Genomic DNA, 19,869 nt, shown 5'->3' with positions numbered 1-19,869 from the left:
TGCAGATTTTTCAATTTTTTCAATAAATATAGCTGTGTTTCTAAAAAACATACAAAGGGCGTTTAAGGCTCTTCTAAAAGGGTGTGAGCGGCTTCTAGGACTTCAAGGGGCGTGATAGTTCGCATGCACAAATGGTTTTTTTCATTCTTTAAAGGGCAAACTCGTTTCTTGCAGGGCGAACAGCTTAAATGGTGGTTCAACACAATCGTTTTTTGGGCTTTATAGGGGCGAGTCTCTTTTTCATCGGTGGGGCCAAAAAGAGCGATTAAGGGGGTTTTCGTGCTAGCAGCCGCATGCATAGGGCCGCTATCGTTAGTGATGAATAAATCTAAAACAGCGATGCGTTGTATCAATTCTTCAATGCTTGTTTTTCCGCACAGATTGTAAGCGTTATGGGATAATAAGGGGTTTTTCAATAAGCTTTTAACGGATTTTAAAATCTCTTCAGAAACGATAGCGTCTTCTTTAGCCCCAAAAAAATAAATTTCATGCCCTTTTTCTAACAAAGCAGCCGCAACTTCAGTGTAATAAGAAGCCGGCCATCTTTTAGCGCTCCCATAGCTTGCACTAGGGTTAAAGCCGATTTTTTTAGGGGTGTTTGGGGTGTGAGTGGGGAGATCAAAGGCTAATTTTAAGGGTAAAACGCTTGTTTGATCCAATTCTTTTTTTAAAAATTGCGAAAATAAAAAGCAATATTTTTCCACTTGATGATACTCTTTAGGGGCAGCAGTTATCGCATGGCTGAGAAACAAAGAACGGAAAAATTGAGCAAAACCGATGCGGATAGGCGTTTTTGTCGCATAGAGCAAAAAAGCGGAATAAAAATGGTTGTTTAAAGCGATCGCTATATCGCAACGCCCTATTTTTTGAGCGAGCTTGTAAGTGGCTAATAGCCTGAAAAAGGATTTTTTGGTGTTGTCTATAAAAACGGCTTCTATTTTTTCATCTTTTTTGAAAAGTTCGCAAGTGATTTGTGGGCCCACTAAGATAAAATGCGCGTTAGGGTAGTGGTGTTTAAGGGTGTAAAAAAGCGAGCTTGCCATCACCCCATCGCCTAACCAATTAGGCAAACGCAATAAAATACGCATGCGTTTGGGCGCATTTACGCTCATCAATAGCCCTTTTTTAAAGATTTTAAGCTAAAATTTTAGCATACAAATACAAGGAAATGGAATGATTACCCCTAAAGTGTTGAGCGGGTTTAAAGACCGCTTGCCTAAAGATGCGATACAAAAAGCCCAATTGCTTGCGAAAGTTTCAGTCGTGTTTCAAAGTTTTGGTTTTGTGCCGATTGAAACCCCTCATTTGGAATACGCTGAAGCGCTACTACCTGATGCGAGCAGTGATATTCAAAAAGAAATTTATCGTTTTAAAGACCATGGGGATAGGGATGTGGCTTTAAGGTTTGATTTGACCGTGCCATTAGCCCGCTTTGTCTCTTTGCACCACCAAATATTAGGCATGCCCTTTAAACGCTACGCTATAGGCAATGTCTTTAGGGGCGAAAGGGCGCAAAAAGGGCGTTATAGGGAATTTACGCAATGCGATTTTGATTTTATAGGGAGCGAGAGTTTGGTGTGCGATGCTGAGATCATTCAAGTGATCATCGCTTCCTTAAAAGCTTTGGATTTAGAAGATTTTTGCGTCTCTATCAACCACAGGAAAATTTTGAATGGGATATGCGAATATTTTGGGATCTCTCAAGTGAATGAAGTGCTGCGCATTGTGGATAAATTAGAAAAAATTGGCTTGAATGGGGTTGAAGAAGAATTAAAAAAAGAGTGCGGTTTAAACCCAAACACCATTAAAGAGCTTTTAGAAATGGTTCAAATCAAACAAAACGATTTAAGCCATGCGGAATTTTTTGAAAAAATTGCTTATTTGAAAGACTATAATGAAAGTCTGAAAAAGGGCATACAGGATTTAGAAAGGTTATACCAGCTGCTAGGGGATTTGCAAATTTCTCAAAACTTGTATAAAATTGATTTTTCTATCGCTAGGGGCTTAGGGTATTATACAGGGATTGTGTATGAAACCACGCTTAATGATATGAAGTCTTTAGGGAGCGTGTGTTCAGGGGGGCGTTATGATCATTTGACTAAAAATTTTTCTAAAGAGAATTTACAAGGGGTGGGGGCTTCTATTGGGATTGATAGATTGATTGTGGCTTTGAGTGAAATGCAATTATTAGACGAGCGTTCCACCCAAGCTAAAGTCTTAATCGCTTGCATGCATGAAGAGTATTTTTCTTACGCCAACCGCTTAGCGGAGTCTTTAAGGCAAAGCGGTATTTTTAGCGAAGTCTATCCAGAAGCTCAAAAAATCAAAAAACCCTTTTCTTATGCTAACCACAAAGGGCATGAGTTTGTGGCTGTCATTGGTGAAAAAGAATTTAAAAGCGAAACTTTAAGCTTGAAAAACATGCATTCAGGCATGCAGTTGAATTGCTTGAGTTTTTTAAAAGCCCTTGAAATCATTGGAGAAAACGATGAAGACTTATAATGTCGCTATTGTTGGGGCCAGTGGGGCAGTAGGCCAAGAACTGATTAAAGGTTTAGAAAATTCTTCTTTCCCAATTAAAAAATTTGTCCCGCTCGCTAGCACTAGGAGTGCTGGTAAAAAGATCAGAGCTTTCAATAAAGACTATGAAATTTTAGAAACCACGCATGAAGTTTTTGAAAAAGAAAAAATAGACATCGCCTTTTTTAGCGCTGGGGGGAGCGTGAGCGAAGAATTTGCTATAAGCGCTTCAAAAACGGCCTTAGTGATTGATAACACGAGCTTTTTTAGATTGCATAAAGATGTGCCTTTAGTCGTGCCTGAAATCAACGCTAAAGAAATTTTTAACGCTCCTTTAAATATCATCGCTAACCCTAATTGCTCCACCATTCAAATGACGCAAATTTTAAACCCCTTACACCTTCATTTTAAGATAAAAAGCGTGATTGTTAGCACCTATCAAGCCGTGAGTGGGGCAGGGAACAAGGGGATAGAGAGTTTGAAAAATGAGCTAAAAACCGCATTAGAATATTTGGAAAAAGACCCCGCTATTGATTTAAACCAGGTTTTGCGAGCCGGGGCTTTCCCTTACCCGATCGCTTTCAATGCGATCGCTCATATTGATATTTTTAAGGAGAATGGCTACACGAAAGAAGAGCTAAAAATGGTGCATGAAACCCATAAAATCATGGGTGTGGATTTCCCTATCAGTGCGACTTGCGTGCGCGTGCCGGTATTGAGGAGCCATAGCGAGAGTTTGAGTATCGCTTTTGAAAAAGAATTCGATCTCAAAGAAGTCTATGAAGTTTTAAAAAACGCCCCTAGCGTGGTTGTTTGCGATGATCCTAGCCGCAATCTTTACCCCACGCCCTTAAAAGCGAGCCACACGGATAGCGTCTTTATAGGGCGCTTGAGGAAGGATTTGTTTGACAAAAAAACCTTGCACGGCTTTTGCGTGGCGGATCAATTAAGAGTGGGGGCAGCCACCAACGCGCTCAAAATCGCCATGCATTACATTAAGAACGCTTGAGTTTATTCAAAGATAACAAAGATGAATGCGCATGCGCTTGAATTAAGGATAAGGATCAATCTAACCCAATCTCTAAAAAAGAGCTTTAAGTTACTAGGCTTGCGATGTTAAACAAGGGTGTAATTGAATTTCTCAAGGCTTGATTGAGAGAAATGCTAATATTTGGTAGGTCAAAAGGAATATAAAGGCTTACACTCAAGCAGAGAGTGAATGTTTAGCTAGCGAGTTATTGCCTATTATCCCATTTAAAAGGGTGTGGGTTTAAGGTATAAGGGAAACTTGTATCAAATTTTGTTGGAATGGATTAGAAAAATCTGATTGGATTGACCCTTACAATTTTTCAAACCAATTGTTTAATAGCGATTAAATATGGCTATATATACTACAGTAATAAGATTTTGAAAGGTGAGATTGTTTTTTGAAAGGATTTAAATGCCTATTATAAGGGTTTTAGTAATGCTTGCAACAATGATGATGAAATTAGTAAAAACGGCAAAAGAAAAGAAAGTTTTTAAGAATGTGGGAGTGTCTATAATGGGGATTGCTTTTTGGGAGGCGATAAAAGACTCGATAAAAAAACAAATTAAAAAAAGCAATTGGATATGCGGGAATGTTAAGACTGCGGATGATTATTTAAAAACGCATCCTAACTCATGGTTTAATTCAGCAATAGGTGTAACAACGATAACAGCCATGCTTATGAACGTGTGTTTTGCTGATGACCAATCCAAAAAGGAAGTGGCTGAAACTCAAAAGGAAGCTGAAAATGCTAGGGATAGAGCAAACAAGAGTGGGATAGAATTGGAACAAGAACAACAAAAGACAAGCAATATAGAGACTAATAACCAAATAAAAGTAGAACAAGAAAAACAAAAGACAGAACAAGAAAAACAAAAGACAGAACAAGAAAAACAAAAGACAAGCAATATAGAGACTAATAACCAAATAAAAGTAGAACAAGAAAAACAAAAGACAGAACAAGAAAAACAAAAGACAAGCAATATAGAGACTAATAATCAAATAAAAGTAGAACAGGAAAAACAAAAGACAAGCAATATAGAGACTAATAATCAAATAAAAGTAGAACAGGAAAAACAAAAGACAAGCAATATAGAGACTAATAACCAAATAAAAGTAGAACAAGAACAACAAAAGACAGAACAAGAAAAACAAAAGACAATTAATACACAGAAAGATCTCATTAAAAAAGCAGAACAAAATTGCCAAGAAAATCATAATCAATTCTTTATTAAAAAAGTAGGAATTAAGGCTGGTATTGGTATAGAAGTAGAAGCTGAATGCAAAACCCCTAAACCCACAAAAACCAATCAAACCCCTATCCAGCCAAAACACCTCCCAAGTTCTAAACAACCCCGCTCTCAAAGAGGATCAAAAGCGCAAGAGCTTATAGCTTATTTGCAAAAAGAGCTGGAATCTCTGCCCTATTCACAAAAAGCTATCGCTAAACAAGTGGATTTTTATAAACCAAGTTCTATCGCTTATTTATGGTATTTTAAAGGCTCTATGTTACCCAATTAGAGCAGAGCCTTTTTTAAACTCCTTAGTAGGGATTCCAATCGTCTTTAGCGTTTGAGCGTTTCACAAAATACAAGCGGTTGCAATTTTTATGCGGTGTTTCATGAAGAATGATTTTTATATCCCTCTCTTTATAAAGAGAGGGTTTTTATTTTAGTGGGTCTTTAACGGGTCTCAGCTGAGCTTTTAATGATTACGGTGTTGTAGTCAGGCTGGACGGGGCGTTGGTTAGGCGAATTTTTCATGCGTTTTTTGATTTCAGCCAATTGTTTGGCAGAGACTTCCAAAGGCTCTTCTATGACAAACCATGCCACCCCTTCTGTGCAAGGAGGAGCGGTGAGAGAGCCGTTAAAATGGTAGTAATTGATGCTTTTAGGCAAGAAAGCGTCTAATGCCACCTCTTTAAAATTTTGTTTCTTTTGAATGCCTTCTAAAATAGGATCAAGGTTAGGGTTTTCTTTCCCTTCTTCAAAACCAATCGCTAACACCAACAAACGCCCTTTAGCGTCTTTATGCACGAAATGCGCGCTCAAAGGCCTGGTTTTATTATTGATTAAAAACTCCATAGGGGCGTGGAAATGCACATTATCCAACACATAGTCATGCCCTCTATAATTGATGTGGTTAGTCGGCTCAAACGAAGCTTTTAAAGTATGATGAGTGAAAAAGACCGCTTTAGGTTTGGAAGCGGCGTATTTGAATTGCAAATCGGTTTTATCTTGCGTGTGGTAGTAATGCTCAATGTTGATGGGCGATTGGCTTTTACCGCTTTTGCACACTTCAAAATCTTTGTGCAATTTGTCCCAGCGGTGCGGGCCGTTTTCTTTATTTTTATAATCCCATTTGGTGTTTTCAGCGCCTATAAGAGAAGTGGCTAGCGCTAAAGCGATCAAAAAAGTTTTTTTCATTTTAATTATCCTTTATTTTAAAATTCTAAAATTATTAAAAAGGCAACGGCTTAATTTTAGCGCTTAATCAACAATGACCGCAGTTACAAAAAATAGATTGGTTAAAAGTTGGAAATGACTTTAAATTCTGTTTTATATGGTAACAACTCCATTAAATTAATGCACTATGGAGCGGGAATATTTGTTTTAACCACCCCCCAATTTACAAGCGATTAAAATTTTTGTCTTATACTCCAAGTTTTCAAATGGAATAAAATTTAACCCCTTAAGATTTAAATGATGATAACCAAACAATCGTATAAAAAACTCGCCTTGATGCGGGTTTTTGTGTTTTCGCTTTCGGCGTTTATTTTTAACACCACGGAGTTTGTCCCTGTCGCGCTCTTATCAGACATTGCGAAAAGTTTTGAAATGGAGAGTGCAACAGTGGGGCTTATGATCACTGCTTATGCATGGGTGGTGTCTCTTGGCTCATTGCCCTTGATGCTGCTTAGCGCTAAAATTGAAAGGAAACGCTTATTGCTTTTTCTTTTCGCCCTTTTTATTCTCAGCCATATCCTTTCAGCGTTAGCGTGGAATTTTTGGGTGCTTCTCCTTTCTCGTATGGGTATCGCTTTTGCCCACTCTATTTTTTGGTCCATCACGGCTTCTTTAGTCATTCGTGTCGCGCCAAGAAATAAAAAACAACAGGCCTTAGGGCTGTTAGCGTTAGGGAGTTCGTTAGCGATGATTTTAGGGTTGCCGCTTGGGAGGATCATTGGGCAAATGCTAGATTGGCGCTCTACTTTTGGCGTGATTGGGGGCGTTGCGACTCTTATAGCGTTGCTGATGTATAAATTGCTCCCGCCTTTGCCGAGTAGAAACGCCGGCACGCTCGCAAGTGTCCCTATATTAATGAAACGCCCGCTTTTAATGGGGATTTATTTGCTTGTGATCATGGTTATTTCTGGGCATTTCACCACTTATAGCTATATTGAGCCTTTTATCATTCAAATCAGCCAATTTTCCCCTGACATTACGACGCTAATGCTGTTTGTGTTTGGGTTAGCAGGCGTGGTGGGGAGCTTTTTATTCGGCCGTTTGTATGCGAAAAATTCAAGAAAATTTATCGCTTTTGCGATGGTTTTAGTCATTTGCCCGCAACTTTTGCTTTTTGTGTTTAAAAATTCAGAGTGGGTGGTTTTCTTGCAAATTTTCTTATGGGGGATTGGGATCACTTCGCTTGGGATTTCCTTGCAAATGAGGGTGTTACAGCTCGCACCAGATGCCACGGATGTTGCAAGCGCGATTTTTTCGGGGAGCTATAATGTGGGGATTGGAGCAGGAGCGCTGTTTGGCAGTATTGTGATCCACCAATTAGGGCTAGGGTATATTGGCTTTGTGGGTGGGGCTTTGGGGTTGTTGGCGCTGTTTTGGCTTAGATTCATTACGATAAAGTTTAAAAAAACATAAAGAGCGTTAAAAGGATTAGCCCAATAAAGGAAAATCCCTTTTGCGTTAAAAACCATTTTTAAAATTTAGTGATACGGCTTGAATCCAACCGCGCTAACGGATAGATTGTCTCTCTTTTTATGTTAAAATAGAAAAATTTGTCATAAATTTTAAGCGGTGTGTGGTTTAAATGCTCAAAAAAAAGATTGATTTGCATAAAGATTCGATAAGAAAGCTCTTTTTTTATTATTTTATCCCTTTAGCTTTTTCTATGATTTCACTTTCCACTTATTCTATGATAGATGGCATGTTTGTGGGCAAGAAACTGGGTAAAGAAGCGATCGCTGCGGTCAATATCGCATGGCCTATTTTTCCAGGGCTTATTGCGTATGAATTGCTTTTTGGTTTTGGGGCAGCGAGTATTGTGGGGTATTTTTTGGGTCAAAATAAAACCCATAGGGCTAGGCTTGTGTTTAGCAGCGTGTTTTATTTTGTCGCTCTAAGCGCCTTTATTTTGAGCATGGCGTTATTGCCTTTTAGCGAAACTATCGCGTGCCTTTTTGGGAGCAATGACGCTTTATTGAGCATGTCCAAACGCTACATTGAAATCATTTTAATGGGCGCGGTTTTTATGGTTTTGCACCCTTTGGCGGATGTTTTTGTGATCAACGACAAACGCCCCATTTTAGCGATGGTAGCGATGCTGATTGGCTCATTAGCGAATATCTTTTTCAACTACTTGTTTATTTTTGTTTTAAAAGTGGGGGTTCAAGGCAGCGCGATAGCCACCGTGATAGGGCATGCGATAGGGTTTTTAGTCTTAATGCAGCATTTTTGGTTTAAAAAAGGGCAATTGTATTTCATCAAGCGTTTTTCTTTGTCTTCAGTCATTTCTTCAGCCAAAAGCGGCGTGCCTCAAAGCACGGCAGAATTTAGCGCTTCTGTTATGATTTTATTGTTTAATACCGCTATCATGCACACTGCAGGGGAAAGGTTTGTGAGCGTGTATGGGATCGTTATGTATAATGCGATTATCTTTTTTACGACTTTGTTTGCGATTTCTCAAGGCATCCAACCGATCGCGAGCTTTAGCTATGGGGCTAGAAATTTAGAGCGCGTGAAAGAGGTGTTTGTCTTTGGTTTGAAAGTAGCGTTTTGTATAGGGATTGTTTTCTATAGCGCTTATTATTTTTTAGATGAATTTTTAATCAAGCTTTATTTACAGCCAAGCGAACAAGACCCCCTTTTTATGCAAGAGACTAAAAGAGCGATGAATATTTATTATGTTGGCTATGTTTTTTTAGGCATGACTTTGTTGTGCGCGGTGTTTTTCCAATCCATCCAACGCACTAAAAGTTCGTTTATCATCACCCTTTCGCACACGCTAGGGTTTATGGTTATTCTATTGCCGATTTTAAGTCATTTCTATGGGATTAATGGCGTTTGGGTAACTTACCCTATCGCGCAATTTTTAGCGTTTTTAGTAGCGTTAGGGGTAACTTATTACGAAATCAAAAAAGGGGTTTTCACCACTTATAAAGAGAAAAACCCTATCGCTTTGAAAACTTAACCAATAAATAAGGTAAAATTAAGACATGCATGCAGAATTTTTCACTTTCGCGCTCATTATGCTTTTAATCGTGATGGCTCCCTATATGTCTAGAATCTCTCGTTTGCCTATCACGGTTGTGGAGATTTTATTTGGATCTGTTGGGGCGTATGTGGGTTTTATTGAGCCTACTAAGGGCTTTGAAATCATGTCCGAAATTGGCTTTTTGTTTTTAATGTTTTTATGCGGTTTGGAAGTGGAAATTTATTTGTTTAAAAAATTAGGGGTTTCTCTTTTAAAACGCATTTTTGCTTATCTGTTGATTTTATACACGCTTTCATTCATCCTTACTTTTAGCCTTAATTTAGAGCCTATTTTTATGGTGATTTTCCCTATTATCAGTTTGGGCATGATCATGACTTTAGTTAAAGATTATCGTAAAGAGATTTTGTGGCTTGATTTAGTCTTAAAAGTGGGCGTTATTGGGGAGTTGTTAAGCATTTTTGGTTTGGTGGTCGTGGATGGGGTGTATTCGCATGGTTTGGGCGTGGATTTAATCAAAGATTTAGGCATTCTCATTGTTTTTCTCATCTTAATTATCGTGGCGTTTCAAATCTTTAAGACTTTGTTTTGGTGGTTCCCGCATTTAAAGCTTTTTGTGATGCCTAAAAGCAGTCAGTTTAACCAAGATGTGCGTTTTTCGCTCATGCTCTTTTTTTCCTTGGTTGCGATCGTGGTGTGGCTCAAAATAGAAATGGTTTTAGGGGCGTTTCTAGCAGGGTTAGTCGTTTCTACTTTTTTCCCTCATAAATCAGAATTGATCCACAAGCTCAATGATGTGGGTTTTGGGTTTTTTGTGCCTTTGTTTTTCATCCATGTAGGCTCTACTTTAGACTTAAAATTAGTGTTTTTAAACCCGCATTTGATTCTCCAAGGGATATTGATTGTCATAGCGATGTTGAGTTTGCACTTAATCACTTCAACCTTATTGTGGCGCAAATACTTTAAAGAAGCCAAGCATTTATTTTCATTTGCTTTAGGGGCTTCTATGCCTTTAACTTTTTTAGTAACCACAGCCGCAGTGGGTTTAAAAGTGCAAGCGATCTCGCAAAACACCTACTACGCGTTGCTCATGGCGGCTATCTTTGAAGGGGTGTTATTCACCATTGCGATCAAAATGCTTAACAAAAAAGCTTAAAGCTTTAAGCGTCTAAATATTTAGCGTCGCTAAAGCTGTTCGCTTGAACGTTATTAAACGCATTCTCTAAGCTGTCAAAGAAATGAGGGTGCAAGTTTTGCATTTCTTTTAAGAAATTTTTAGTGGCTAATCGCGCGATAGGGGGTTTATCGGAAGTGGGCTGTTTGGCTGGGCAATTGCAATCAGGGGCAACCGGGATATTTTGAGAAGTGACAAAATGAATGCTGCTGGCTTCTCGAACCTTAATCAAAGGGCGGATCACTAATAAGCCGTTTTCAGCCCTATAAATGGGGGGCATGCTCCTCAAACTCCCGTTATAAGTGAAATTCATAAAAAAGCTCTCCACCGCATCATCTAAATGGTGCGCGATAGCGACTTTATTATAGCCTTCTTCTAAGGCTTTAGAATACAAAGTCCCTCGCCTCAAACGAGAGCAAAACGAACAAAACGAGCTTTTTTCACGGCGTTTTTCGTTGATCGTGGCAGCGATTTGGGTGTAAATGATCTCATGCTCAATGCCTTGCTCTTGGCACAAATCGCTCAACCATTTTAAATTTTCGCCCAAACCATAATGCACGGTAACCGCTTTAAAATCAAATTTGAAAGGGGCATGTTTTTGCATCCTGGCTAAGATGCAAGCGAGCATGATAGAATCCTTGCCCCCGCTCAACCCTAATAAGATTTTATCGCCTTCTTCTATGAGTTTGTAAGTGGCGTTTGTCTTGCCTACAATGTGCAAGACTTTTTTGGAAATTTCATAAGCCATTTTTGATCCTTGATTATGTTTATTTTCTAAAGTTTCGCGCTAAGTGAATGATTTCTTCTTCGCTAATGTGATCAGAATTATATTTCACAATAATGATTTCTTCGCTAATATTGACATACCATTCAATGATTTTGTCCCCTAAAGTTTCAAATTGTTCCTCATTATAAGCGTCTAAAGGGAAATAGACATTTTTTTGCTTGGAAGGGTTATGGAGCAAAAAGAGCGATAAACCCCAAATAAGCCCTAAAGCTACAACGATTAAACTTGTGTTAGAAACGCCTAAATGATGGTAGCTCAACCCCCCGCTCACGCCCCCAACAAAGCTCCCTAAATAGCCAAAAGTAGTGAATTGCCCTAAAACCTTGCCTTTTTCATGCACTTTAGCGAACTTAGACGCTAAAGATTGCATGATCGGCTCTAAGGTGGCAAAACCAATAAAGAAAAACGCCACCCCAAGAATAAAAAGCCATAAATATTTACCCAAAAAGCTAGAGTCCGCTAAAAACAAACACAAATAACTCACAATAAACAACAATACGCCAGAAAGCATCACCCCCTTAGGCTTGTTGTATTTTTCAGCCATAACGCTCGCTGCTCCCATGCTTAAAACCCCCAATAAGGCTCCAGGCACATACACCAAGATTAAAAAGCTTTCATCTTTATGGAATTCATTCACTAAGGCTAAAGGGATCAGCACAAAAATAAGCGTCATGAACATCTTTTCAAAAAAAGAACTTATGTATAAAAGATACAAGGCTTTAGAGTTGGGTTGGTAAGCTTTTATGTTTTTGATTTGGTAAGAAATTTTGGGGGCGTCTTTGACTTTTAAAAGCATCAACAAACTCAATAAAGTTAAGATCGCCGTGAGCAAGAAGAGCCATTTTGCCCCCCCAAAAAACGCCACAACCCCAGGGCCTATGGCCATGCTTATAGTGAAGCTAATGAAAATAAACGCCCCCATGATCGCCATCGCTTTGGTGCGCTCTTCTTCTTTCACTTCATCCGCCACCATCGCGCTAACGACCCCCCCTAAAGCCCCCATGCCTTGAATGAAGCGCCCGATAACGAGCGTAATAATATCATTCGCTATAAAGCACACTAACGAGCCAATTAAAAACAATAACAAGCACACCATAACGACTACTTTACGGCCGATTTTATCGCTAAGAATGCCCATGGGGGTTTGAAAAATGATTTGCGTGAGATACGCCCCACCCACAGCCAAACCCACGAGCAAGGGACTGCTTGAATGGAAACTATCCGCATACAAACTGATGACAGGCAAAACGATAAAAAGCCCTAAAAACCGCAACGACGAAACTAACGCTAATGGAAAAATTTTCTTAAACATGCGTGGTATTTTACAAGAAAATCTCTAATTTTTATCATTAATTTAGGAAAGTAGGATTGATAATAAAAATTTAATGGATTTTTAAGAAAATTTTTTGTATAATCTCATTCTTTATTTTTTATAAAATTGCTTGTGTCAAGGTAGCTCAGCTGGTTTAGAGCGCTGGTCTCATAAGCCGGAGGTCGGGGGTTCAAGTCCCCCTCTTGACACCATGATTTTGTTTTAATCTTCATTTAATATTCATTTAATCTTTTTTTTAGCAAAACTAAACTACAATAGCGTTGCATCTTTTAATTTCTTAACATTAGGGATTTGACGATGATTTTTAGCTCTCTTTTTAGTGTTGTAGGGATGGCGGTGCTTTTTCTTATTGCTTGGGTGTTTTCTAGCAATAAAAGGGCTATAAATTATCGCACGATTGTCAGCGCCTTTGTGATCCAAGTGGCTTTAGGGGCGTTGGCTTTATATGTGCCTTTGGGTAGGGAAATGCTGCAAGGCTTAGCCAGCGGCATACAAAGCGTGATTTCTTACGGCTATGAGGGGGTGCGTTTTTTATTTGGTAATCTCGCTCCAAACGCTAATGGCGATCAAGGGATAGGGGGGTTTGTCTTTGCGATCAATGTTTTAGCGATCATTATCTTTTTTGCTAGCTTGATTTCACTTCTATATTATTTAAAAATCATGCCTTTATTTATCAATCTCATCGGTGGGGCGTTGCAAAAATGCTTAGGCACTTCTAAAGCAGAAAGCATGAGCGCAGCGGCTAATATTTTTGTAGCGCACACCGAAGCGCCCTTAGTCATTAAACCTTATTTGAAAAGCATGAGCGATTCAGAGATTTTTGCGGTCATGTGCGTGGGCATGGCTAGCGTTGCGGGGCCGGTGTTAGCCGGGTATGCGAGCATGGGCATTCCTTTGCCTTATTTAATAGCCGCTTCGTTTATGTCCGCTCCTGGGGGGTTGTTGTTCGCTAAAATCATTTACCCGCAAAACGAAACCATTTCTAGCCATGCAGATGTTTCTGCAGAAGAGCATGTCAATGCCATAGAAGCTATCGCTAATGGGGCAAGTACAGGGCTAAATTTAGCCTTGCATGTGGGAGCGATGCTTTTAGCCTTTGTGGGGATGCTCGCACTCATTAACGGGCTTTTAGGGGTTGTAGGGGGATTTTTAGGCATGGAGCATTTGTCTTTAGGGTTGATTTTAGGCACGCTCTTAAAACCCTTAGCCTTTATGCTAGGCATTCCGTGGAGTCAGGCCGGGATTGCCGGGGAAATCATAGGCATTAAAATCGCACTCAATGAATTTGTGGGCTATATGCAGTTATTGCCTTATTTGGGCGATAACCCTCCTTTAATCTTGAGCGAGAAAACTAAAGCGATCATCACTTTTGCGTTGTGCGGGTTTGCTAACTTAAGTTCAGTCGCTATGCTCATTGGGGGGCTTGGCAGTTTAGTGCCTAAAAAGAAGGATCTCATTATAAGGCTTGCTTTAAAAGCGGTGCTTGTAGGCACGCTTTCTAATTTCATGAGCGCGACTATCGCCGGGTTATTCATAGGACTAAACGCTCATTAAAAGGACAAAACATGCAAAAAAGAGTGGTAATCTTATTATTGGATTCTTTTGGTATAGGGGCTAGCGAAGACGCTAAAGATTTTGGCGATTTGGGGGCGAACACTTTAGGCAATATCGCTAAGGCTTGTTTTAACAACCTGGCTGATTCTAACGATCGCAGTGGGGCTTTGAAACTGCCTTATTTAGAGAGTTTGGGTTTAGGTTTGAGCGCTTTAAAAGCCGCAAATGAATTGCCCTTAGGCTTTCAATCCCAACCTAATTTAATAGGGGCTTACACTTATGCGCAAGAACTTTCTAGCGCTAAGGATACGATTTCTGGACATTGGGAGATGATGGGCGCGCCCGTTCTTTTTGAATGGGGGTATTTTAAAGACAAAAATGATTCGTTTCCTAAAGAGATTTTAGATGAAATCATGCACAAAACTAAGATTAAGGGTTATTTAGGGAATTGCCACGCATCAGGGACTGAAATTATTAAAGATTTAGGCGAAAAGCATTTAGAAACTTTATACCCCATTTTTTACACTTCAGCGGATTCGGTGTTTCAAATCGCTGCACATGAAGAAAAGTTTGGGCTGGATAATTTATACGCTCTTTGTGAAGAAGCGTTTCAAATTCTAGAGCCCTTAAAGATCGCTAGAGTGATCGCGCGCCCCTTTATTGGCGCAAACAGAGAGGATTTCAAACGCACCGCTAAGCGTAAAGACTATGCGATAAAGCCCCATAAAAAATTGCTTTTTGAAAAATTTATTGAAGAAAAGCAGGGCGAAGTCATCAGCATTGGAAAAATCGCTGATATTTACGCTCATGTGGGGATCACTCAAAAGTTCAAAGCCGGTAGTTTGATGGAGCTATGCGATGTTACTTTAGAGCAAGTCAAAAACGCTAAAAACAACAGCTTGATTTTTACGAATTTTGTGCATTTTGATAGCGATTATGGGCATCGGCGCGATGTTAGCGGGTATGCTAACGCTTTAGAGTATTTTGATATGCGCTTAAAAGAGGTTTTAGACAATTTAAAAGAAAACGATTTGCTCATTCTTTGCGCCGATCATGGGTGCGATCCCAGCTTTAAAGGCACCGATCACACACGAGAATACATTCCTGTTTTGTTCTATCATAAAGATTTGCAACCCACCTTTTTAGGCAAGAGCGAGTCGTTTGCGGATATTGGGCAAAGTATCGCTCACTTTTTGGGATTAAGCCCCCTAGATTATGGCAAAAACTTATTAAACTTTAAAGGACAACCATGACCCCTCACATCAACGCTAAAATCGGCGATTTTTATCCTCAATGCCTTTTATGCGGCGATCCCTTAAGGGTGAGCTACATTGCGAAGAAATTTTTACAAGACGCTAAAGAGATCACGAATGTGCGTAACATGCTAGGCTTTAGCGGGAAGTATAAGGGTAGGGGGATTTCTTTAATGGGGCATGGCATGGGCATTGCGTCATGCACGATTTATGTAACCGAACTCATTAAAACCTATCAGGTTAAAGAACTTTTAAGGATTGGCACTTGCGGGGCGATTAGCCCAAAGGTTGGCCTGAAAGACATTGTCATGGCCACTGGAGCTTCAACGGATTCTAAAACCAATCGGGTGCGTTTCTTAAACCACGATTTGAGTGCAACGCCTGATTTTGAATTGAGTTTAAGGGCGTATCAAACAGCAAAGCGTTTGGGTATTGATTTGAAAATAGGCAATGTTTTTTCAAGCGATTTTTTCTATTCTTTTGAAACGCATGCTTTTGATTTAATGGCCCAATACAACCACTTGGCTATTGAAATGGAAGCGGCAGGGTTATACGCCACGGCGATGGAATTGAACGCTAAGGCTTTATGCTTATGCTCTGTCTCAGATCATCTGATCACTAAAGAAGCCTTAAGCCCTAAAGAAAGAATAGAAAGCTTTGATAACATGATAATTCTGGCTTTAGAGATGATGGCGCAATGAGAAAAATCATTGTAAATCTTTTGTGATAAAAGCCTTTGATTTTTGTTTGGCTGGAGTAGGGGGTTTTGAAGCGTTAAAACCACGCCTAAAACAACACAAACAAAAATAAAATCCCATACAAAGACAATACAAAATCCTTATTTCAAAATTTAAAAAGTAACATTTTATGAAAAATTCAATAAATTTATGGTAAAATTAAACCCATTGTAAATAAATTCTCATTTTGATACATTTTTTGCAATAAAACATTACTTTAAGGAACATTTTATGAAAAAAACGAAAAAAACGATTCTGCTTTCTCTAACTCTTGCGGCATCATTACTGCACGCTGAAGACAACGGCGTTTTTTTAAGCGTGGGCTATCAAATCGGTGAAGCGGTTCAAAAAGTGAAAAACGCCGACAAGATCCAAAAGCTTTCAGACACTTATGAACAATTAAGCCGGCTTTTAACCAACGATAGTGGCACAAACTCAAAGACAAGCGCGCAAGCGATCAACCAAGCGGTTAATAATTTGAACGAACGCGCAAAAACTTTAGCCGGTGGGACAACCAATTCCCCTGCCTATCAAGCCACGCTTTTAGCGTTGAGATCGGTGTTAGGGCTATGGAATAGCATGGGTTATGCGGTCATATGCGGAGGCTATACCAAAAGTCCAGGCGAAAACAATCAAAAAAATTTCCACTACACCGATGAGAATGGCAACGGCACTACAATCAATTGCGGTGGGAGCATAAATAGTAATGGCACTCTTAGTTCTAGTGGCACAAATACATTAAAAGCAGACAAAAATGTTTCTCTATCTATTGAGCAATATGAAAAAATCCATGAAGCTTATCAGATTCTTTCAAAAGCTTTAAAACAAGCTGGGCTTGCTCCTTTAAATAGCAAAGGGGAAAAATTAGAAGCGCATGTAACCACATCAAAGTATCAATCAGGTAATCAAACTAAAACGACAACTTCTGTTATTGATACGACTAATGATGCGCAAAATCTTTTGACTCAAGCGCAAACGATTGTCAATACCCTTAAAGATTATTGCCCCATGTTGATAGCGAGATCTAGTAGTGGAAGTAGTGACCAAGCTCCTACAAACGCCCCTTCATGGCAAACAGCCGGTGGCGGCAAAAATTCATGCGCGACTTTTGGTGCGGAGTTTAGTGCCGCTTCAGACATGATTAATAATGCGCAAAAAATCGTTCAAGAAACCCAACAACTCAGCGCCAACCAACCAAAAAATATCACACAACCCCATAATCTCAACCTTAACACCCCTAGCAGTCTTACGGCTTTAGCTCAAAAAATGCTCAAAAACGCGCAATCTCAAGCAGAAATTTTAAAACTAGCCAATCAAGTGGAGAGCGATTTTAACAAACTTTCTTCAGGCCATCTTAAAGACTACATAGGGAAATGCGATGCGAGCGCTATAAGCAGTGCGAATATGACAATGCAAAATCAAAAGAACAATTGGGGGAACGGGTGTGCTGGCGTGGAAGAAACTCTGTCTTTATTAAAAACAAGCGCCGCTGATTTTAACAACCAAACGCCTCAAATCAATCAAGCACAAAACCTAGCCAACACCCTTATTCAAGAACTTGGCAACAACCCTTTTAGGAATATGGGCATGATCGCTTCTTCAACCACGAATAACGGCGCCTTGAATGGCCTTGGGGTGCAAGCGGGTTATAAGCAATTTTTTGGAGAAAAGAAAAGATGGGGGTTAAGGTATTATGGTTTCTTTGATTACAACCACGCCTATATCAAATCCAATTTCTTTAACTCGGCTTCTGATGTATGGACTTATGGGGTGGGTAGCGATTTATTGTTTAATTTCATCAATGATAAAAACACCAATTTCTTAGGCAAGAATAACCAGATTTCTTTTGGGCTTTTTGGAGGAATCGCCTTAGCAGGGACTTCATGGCTTAATTCTCAATTCGTGAATTTAAAAACCATCAGCAATGTCTATAGCGCTAAAGTGAATACGGCTAATTTCCAATTTTTATTCAATTTAGGCTTGAGAACCAATCTCGCTAGACCTAAGAAAAAAGATAGCCATCATGCGGCTCAACATGGCATGGAATTGGGCGTGAAAATCCCTACCATTAACACCAATTACTATTCTTTTTTAGGCACTAAGCTAGAATACCGAAGGCTTTATAGCGTGTATCTCAATTATGTGTTTGCTTATTAAAAAATCTCCTTTTTAAAAAAAAGGGGGGGTTAAACTTCTAAAAAACCTCTAAACCTAAAAATTTTCAAAAAAATAGTTATTAAACCTAAAAAAAAGAAATTTTAAGGTATAATGTTTTCGCCATTCTTATTTTTCGTTTTTAGTTTTCCATGGCAAACTCCTTTTTAGAATTTATCCCCATAATCCGACTTATGGGGGTTATTTTGCAACAATCTTTTCAAATTTAAAAAACGCTCTCAAAAACCACTAAAGAGTGAAATTACCTTACAAGATGAGCTTTTTTGCGATTTTTATTAAAAACGATCATTTTTTAGCGGAGTTTTTAAAAAAAAGGGTTTTTTACTCACTTCTTTTGATTGAAACAACACAATCAAGCATCTTAAGGCAATTTAAAATAAAATAGCGCTAGCATAACCCCAAAGCCCCTTATTAAATTAATCTATACCAAATAGTAAGGAGTTATCTAACATGGGGTTTTTCAAGCTTAAAGAACACAACACGAACATTGCCACCGAGTTTAGAGCGGGTTTAACGACCTTTATCACCATGATTTACATCGTGCCCTTAAACGCTCTTATCCTTTCTCACGCCAACATGCCTTATGAAGCCCTTTTGAGTGCGACTGCCATTATCACTATCTTATCGAGCGTGTTTAACGGATTGTGGGCAAACACCCCCATCGCTATGAGCGTGGGCTTAGGGCTGTCAGCTTATTTTAGCTTTGGGTTAGTTCAGGGGCTAAAACTCCCTTGGCAGAGTGCTTTAGGCATCGTAGCGCTCTCGGGAGCGATTTTTGTGATTTTGTCTTTCACTAAATTTAGAAGTTGGGTCATGCGAAGCATTCCTAGCGATTTAAGGCGTGCGGTGAGCGCGGGGATAGGGGCTTTTATCGCGTTTATTGGCCTTAAAGAAATGCATATCGTCGTTACCCATAAGGCTACGCTTGTAACCTTAGGCGATTTTGGCGATCCGCATGTGTTATTGGGGGTTGTGGGGATCATTCTGACTTTCGCGCTCTACACGCTCAAAATCAGGGGTTCTTTCATTATAGCAGTCTTAATCACTTCCATTCTCGCATGGGTTTTAAAGCTAGCCCCTTACCCTAGCGAGTTTTTTTCCATGCCCGCTAGCATTGGCCCTATCGCCTTTCAATTAGATTTTAAGGGCATTTTTTTTGATGCGAGTGGGGCTTTCACTTTAGCGTTAGTGCCAGTCATCATCACTTTTTTTGTAACCGATTTGTTTGATTCTTTAGGCACGCTTGCAGGGATTGGTCACAAGACTGATTTTTTCAATGATGAAGAAAAAAACAAGGAATTGGAAAAGACTTTGGAAGCGGATGCGGTGGCTTCTTTAGGGAGCGCGGTGGTGGGCGTTTCTACCACGACGGCTTTTATAGAGAGCGCGAGTGGGGTTGAAGAGGGGGGCCGCACAGGGCTTACAGCGGTTTTTACCGGATTATTTTTTGTTTTAACGCTCTTTTGCTTGCCTCTTTTAAAAGCCATTCCTAGCAATGCGATTTATCCGGTGCTAGTGGTAGTAGGGGTTTTGATGTTTAGCGTGTTAGAGGGGGTGAATTTTAAAGACATGGCCATTAGCGTTTCCACTTTTTTAACCGTGGTGATGATGCCCTTAACCTTCTCCATTGCCGATGGCTTAGCCTTTGGCTTTTTGTCTTATAGTATCATCAAATTGGTTCAAAAAGACTTCAAAGCGCTCAATTCAGGCATCATCATTCTTTGCATCATTTCTGTTTCTGTATTTATCTTTCGTTAAGCTCTTTTTAAGGGGCTTTGCATTTTTTACCCATTTCATGCCTCTTTTTCTTTATTTAGACAGATTATTATCTTAAAATAATTGTAATATCATTATTATTATA

General features: G+C 39.4%; 15 protein-coding genes and 1 tRNA gene. 12 read left to right on the top strand and 4 right to left on the bottom strand.

Features of this window, described 5'->3' with window-relative positions:
* Positions 1–62: 62 nt before the first annotated feature.
* Entirely contained in the window at positions 63–1,112 is a 1,050-nt protein-coding gene (gene waaF, locus EXS92_RS05840) for a lipopolysaccharide heptosyltransferase II (RefSeq protein ID WP_165515860.1), read from the bottom strand.
* A 61-nt stretch (positions 1,113–1,173) separates the two neighbouring features.
* On the opposite strand from waaF, the gene hisS reads away from it, so the two are divergent.
* The 3 genes from hisS to EXS92_RS05825 all read left to right on the top strand — a co-directional run bounded on the left by hisS (position 1,174) and on the right by EXS92_RS05825 (position 5,068).
* A complete protein-coding gene (gene hisS, locus EXS92_RS05835) occupies positions 1,174–2,502 on the top strand; it encodes a histidine--tRNA ligase (RefSeq protein ID WP_165515859.1) in 1,329 nt (442 codons plus the stop codon).
* Positions 2,489–3,529, top strand: a complete 1,041-nt coding sequence (gene asd / locus EXS92_RS05830; protein WP_165515858.1) for an aspartate-semialdehyde dehydrogenase — start codon at positions 2,489–2,491, stop codon at positions 3,527–3,529. Before hisS ends, asd begins: the two co-directional genes overlap by 14 nt.
* Positions 3,530–3,961: 432 nt before the next feature.
* Positions 3,962–5,068: a DUF874 family protein gene (locus EXS92_RS05825; protein WP_165515857.1), complete on the top strand. Its 1,107-nt coding sequence runs from the start codon at positions 3,962–3,964 to the stop codon at positions 5,066–5,068.
* Between the two features lie 161 nt (positions 5,069–5,229).
* Here the strand turns inward: EXS92_RS05825 and EXS92_RS05820 are convergent, their stop codons facing one another.
* Positions 5,230–5,973, bottom strand: coding sequence for a carbonic anhydrase (locus EXS92_RS05820; RefSeq protein ID WP_001879301.1), 744 nt, complete (start codon positions 5,971–5,973; stop codon positions 5,230–5,232).
* A 276-nt stretch (positions 5,974–6,249) separates the two neighbouring features.
* Between EXS92_RS05820 and EXS92_RS05815 the strand changes: the two genes are divergently transcribed.
* From EXS92_RS05815 to EXS92_RS05805, 3 genes are all read left to right on the top strand, one after another.
* Complete coding sequence (locus EXS92_RS05815; protein ID WP_165515856.1) at positions 6,250–7,425, top strand: sugar transporter; 1,176 nt, start codon at positions 6,250–6,252, stop codon at positions 7,423–7,425.
* A gap of 169 nt (positions 7,426–7,594) precedes the next feature.
* Entirely contained in the window at positions 7,595–8,974 is a 1,380-nt protein-coding gene (locus EXS92_RS05810; protein WP_165515855.1) for an HP1184 family multidrug efflux MATE transporter, read from the top strand.
* Positions 8,975–8,999: 25 nt separating this feature from the next.
* Positions 9,000–10,151 carry a cation:proton antiporter gene (locus EXS92_RS05805; RefSeq protein ID WP_165515854.1) on the top strand — a complete coding sequence of 384 codons (1,152 nt, stop codon included), beginning with the start codon at positions 9,000–9,002 and terminating at the stop codon, positions 10,149–10,151.
* 4 nt (positions 10,152–10,155) lie between these two features.
* Here the strand turns inward: EXS92_RS05805 and EXS92_RS05800 are convergent, their stop codons facing one another.
* Complete coding sequence (locus EXS92_RS05800) at positions 10,156–10,917, bottom strand: tRNA 2-thiocytidine(32) synthetase TtcA (RefSeq protein WP_000312878.1); 762 nt, start codon at positions 10,915–10,917, stop codon at positions 10,156–10,158.
* 19 nt (positions 10,918–10,936) lie between these two features.
* Positions 10,937–12,229 carry an MFS transporter gene (locus EXS92_RS05795; protein ID WP_341848055.1) on the bottom strand — a complete coding sequence of 431 codons (1,293 nt, stop codon included), beginning with the start codon at positions 12,227–12,229 and terminating at the stop codon, positions 10,937–10,939.
* Between the two features lie 173 nt (positions 12,230–12,402).
* On the opposite strand from EXS92_RS05795, the gene EXS92_RS05790 reads away from it, so the two are divergent.
* From EXS92_RS05790 to EXS92_RS05765, 6 genes are all read left to right on the top strand, one after another.
* Positions 12,403–12,480, top strand: a tRNA-Met gene (locus EXS92_RS05790).
* Positions 12,481–12,586: 106 nt separating this feature from the next.
* Positions 12,587–13,843, top strand: coding sequence for a NupC/NupG family nucleoside CNT transporter (locus tag EXS92_RS05785; RefSeq protein WP_165515852.1), 1,257 nt, complete (start codon positions 12,587–12,589; stop codon positions 13,841–13,843).
* Positions 13,844–13,854: 11 nt separating this feature from the next.
* Positions 13,855–15,096: a phosphopentomutase gene (locus EXS92_RS05780; RefSeq protein ID WP_165515851.1), complete on the top strand. Its 1,242-nt coding sequence runs from the start codon at positions 13,855–13,857 to the stop codon at positions 15,094–15,096.
* Positions 15,093–15,797, top strand: a complete 705-nt coding sequence (gene deoD, locus EXS92_RS05775) for a purine-nucleoside phosphorylase (RefSeq protein ID WP_165515850.1) — start codon at positions 15,093–15,095, stop codon at positions 15,795–15,797. The genes EXS92_RS05780 and deoD overlap by 4 nt, the downstream gene beginning before the upstream one ends.
* 267 nt (positions 15,798–16,064) lie before the next feature.
* Entirely contained in the window at positions 16,065–17,990 is a 1,926-nt protein-coding gene (gene hopQ, locus EXS92_RS05770; RefSeq protein WP_165515849.1) for a Hop family adhesin HopQ, read from the top strand.
* Positions 17,991–18,458: 468 nt separating this feature from the next.
* Complete coding sequence (locus EXS92_RS05765) at positions 18,459–19,766, top strand: NCS2 family permease (protein WP_000505429.1); 1,308 nt, start codon at positions 18,459–18,461, stop codon at positions 19,764–19,766.
* Positions 19,767–19,869 lie beyond the last annotated feature (103 nt).

This window comes from Helicobacter pylori (assembly GCF_011175115.1).
Taxonomy (GTDB): domain Bacteria; phylum Campylobacterota; class Campylobacteria; order Campylobacterales; family Helicobacteraceae; genus Helicobacter; species Helicobacter pylori_DF.
The sequence above is the reverse complement of the archived record's forward strand: the minus strand, read 5'-3'. Positions and strand labels throughout refer to the sequence as shown.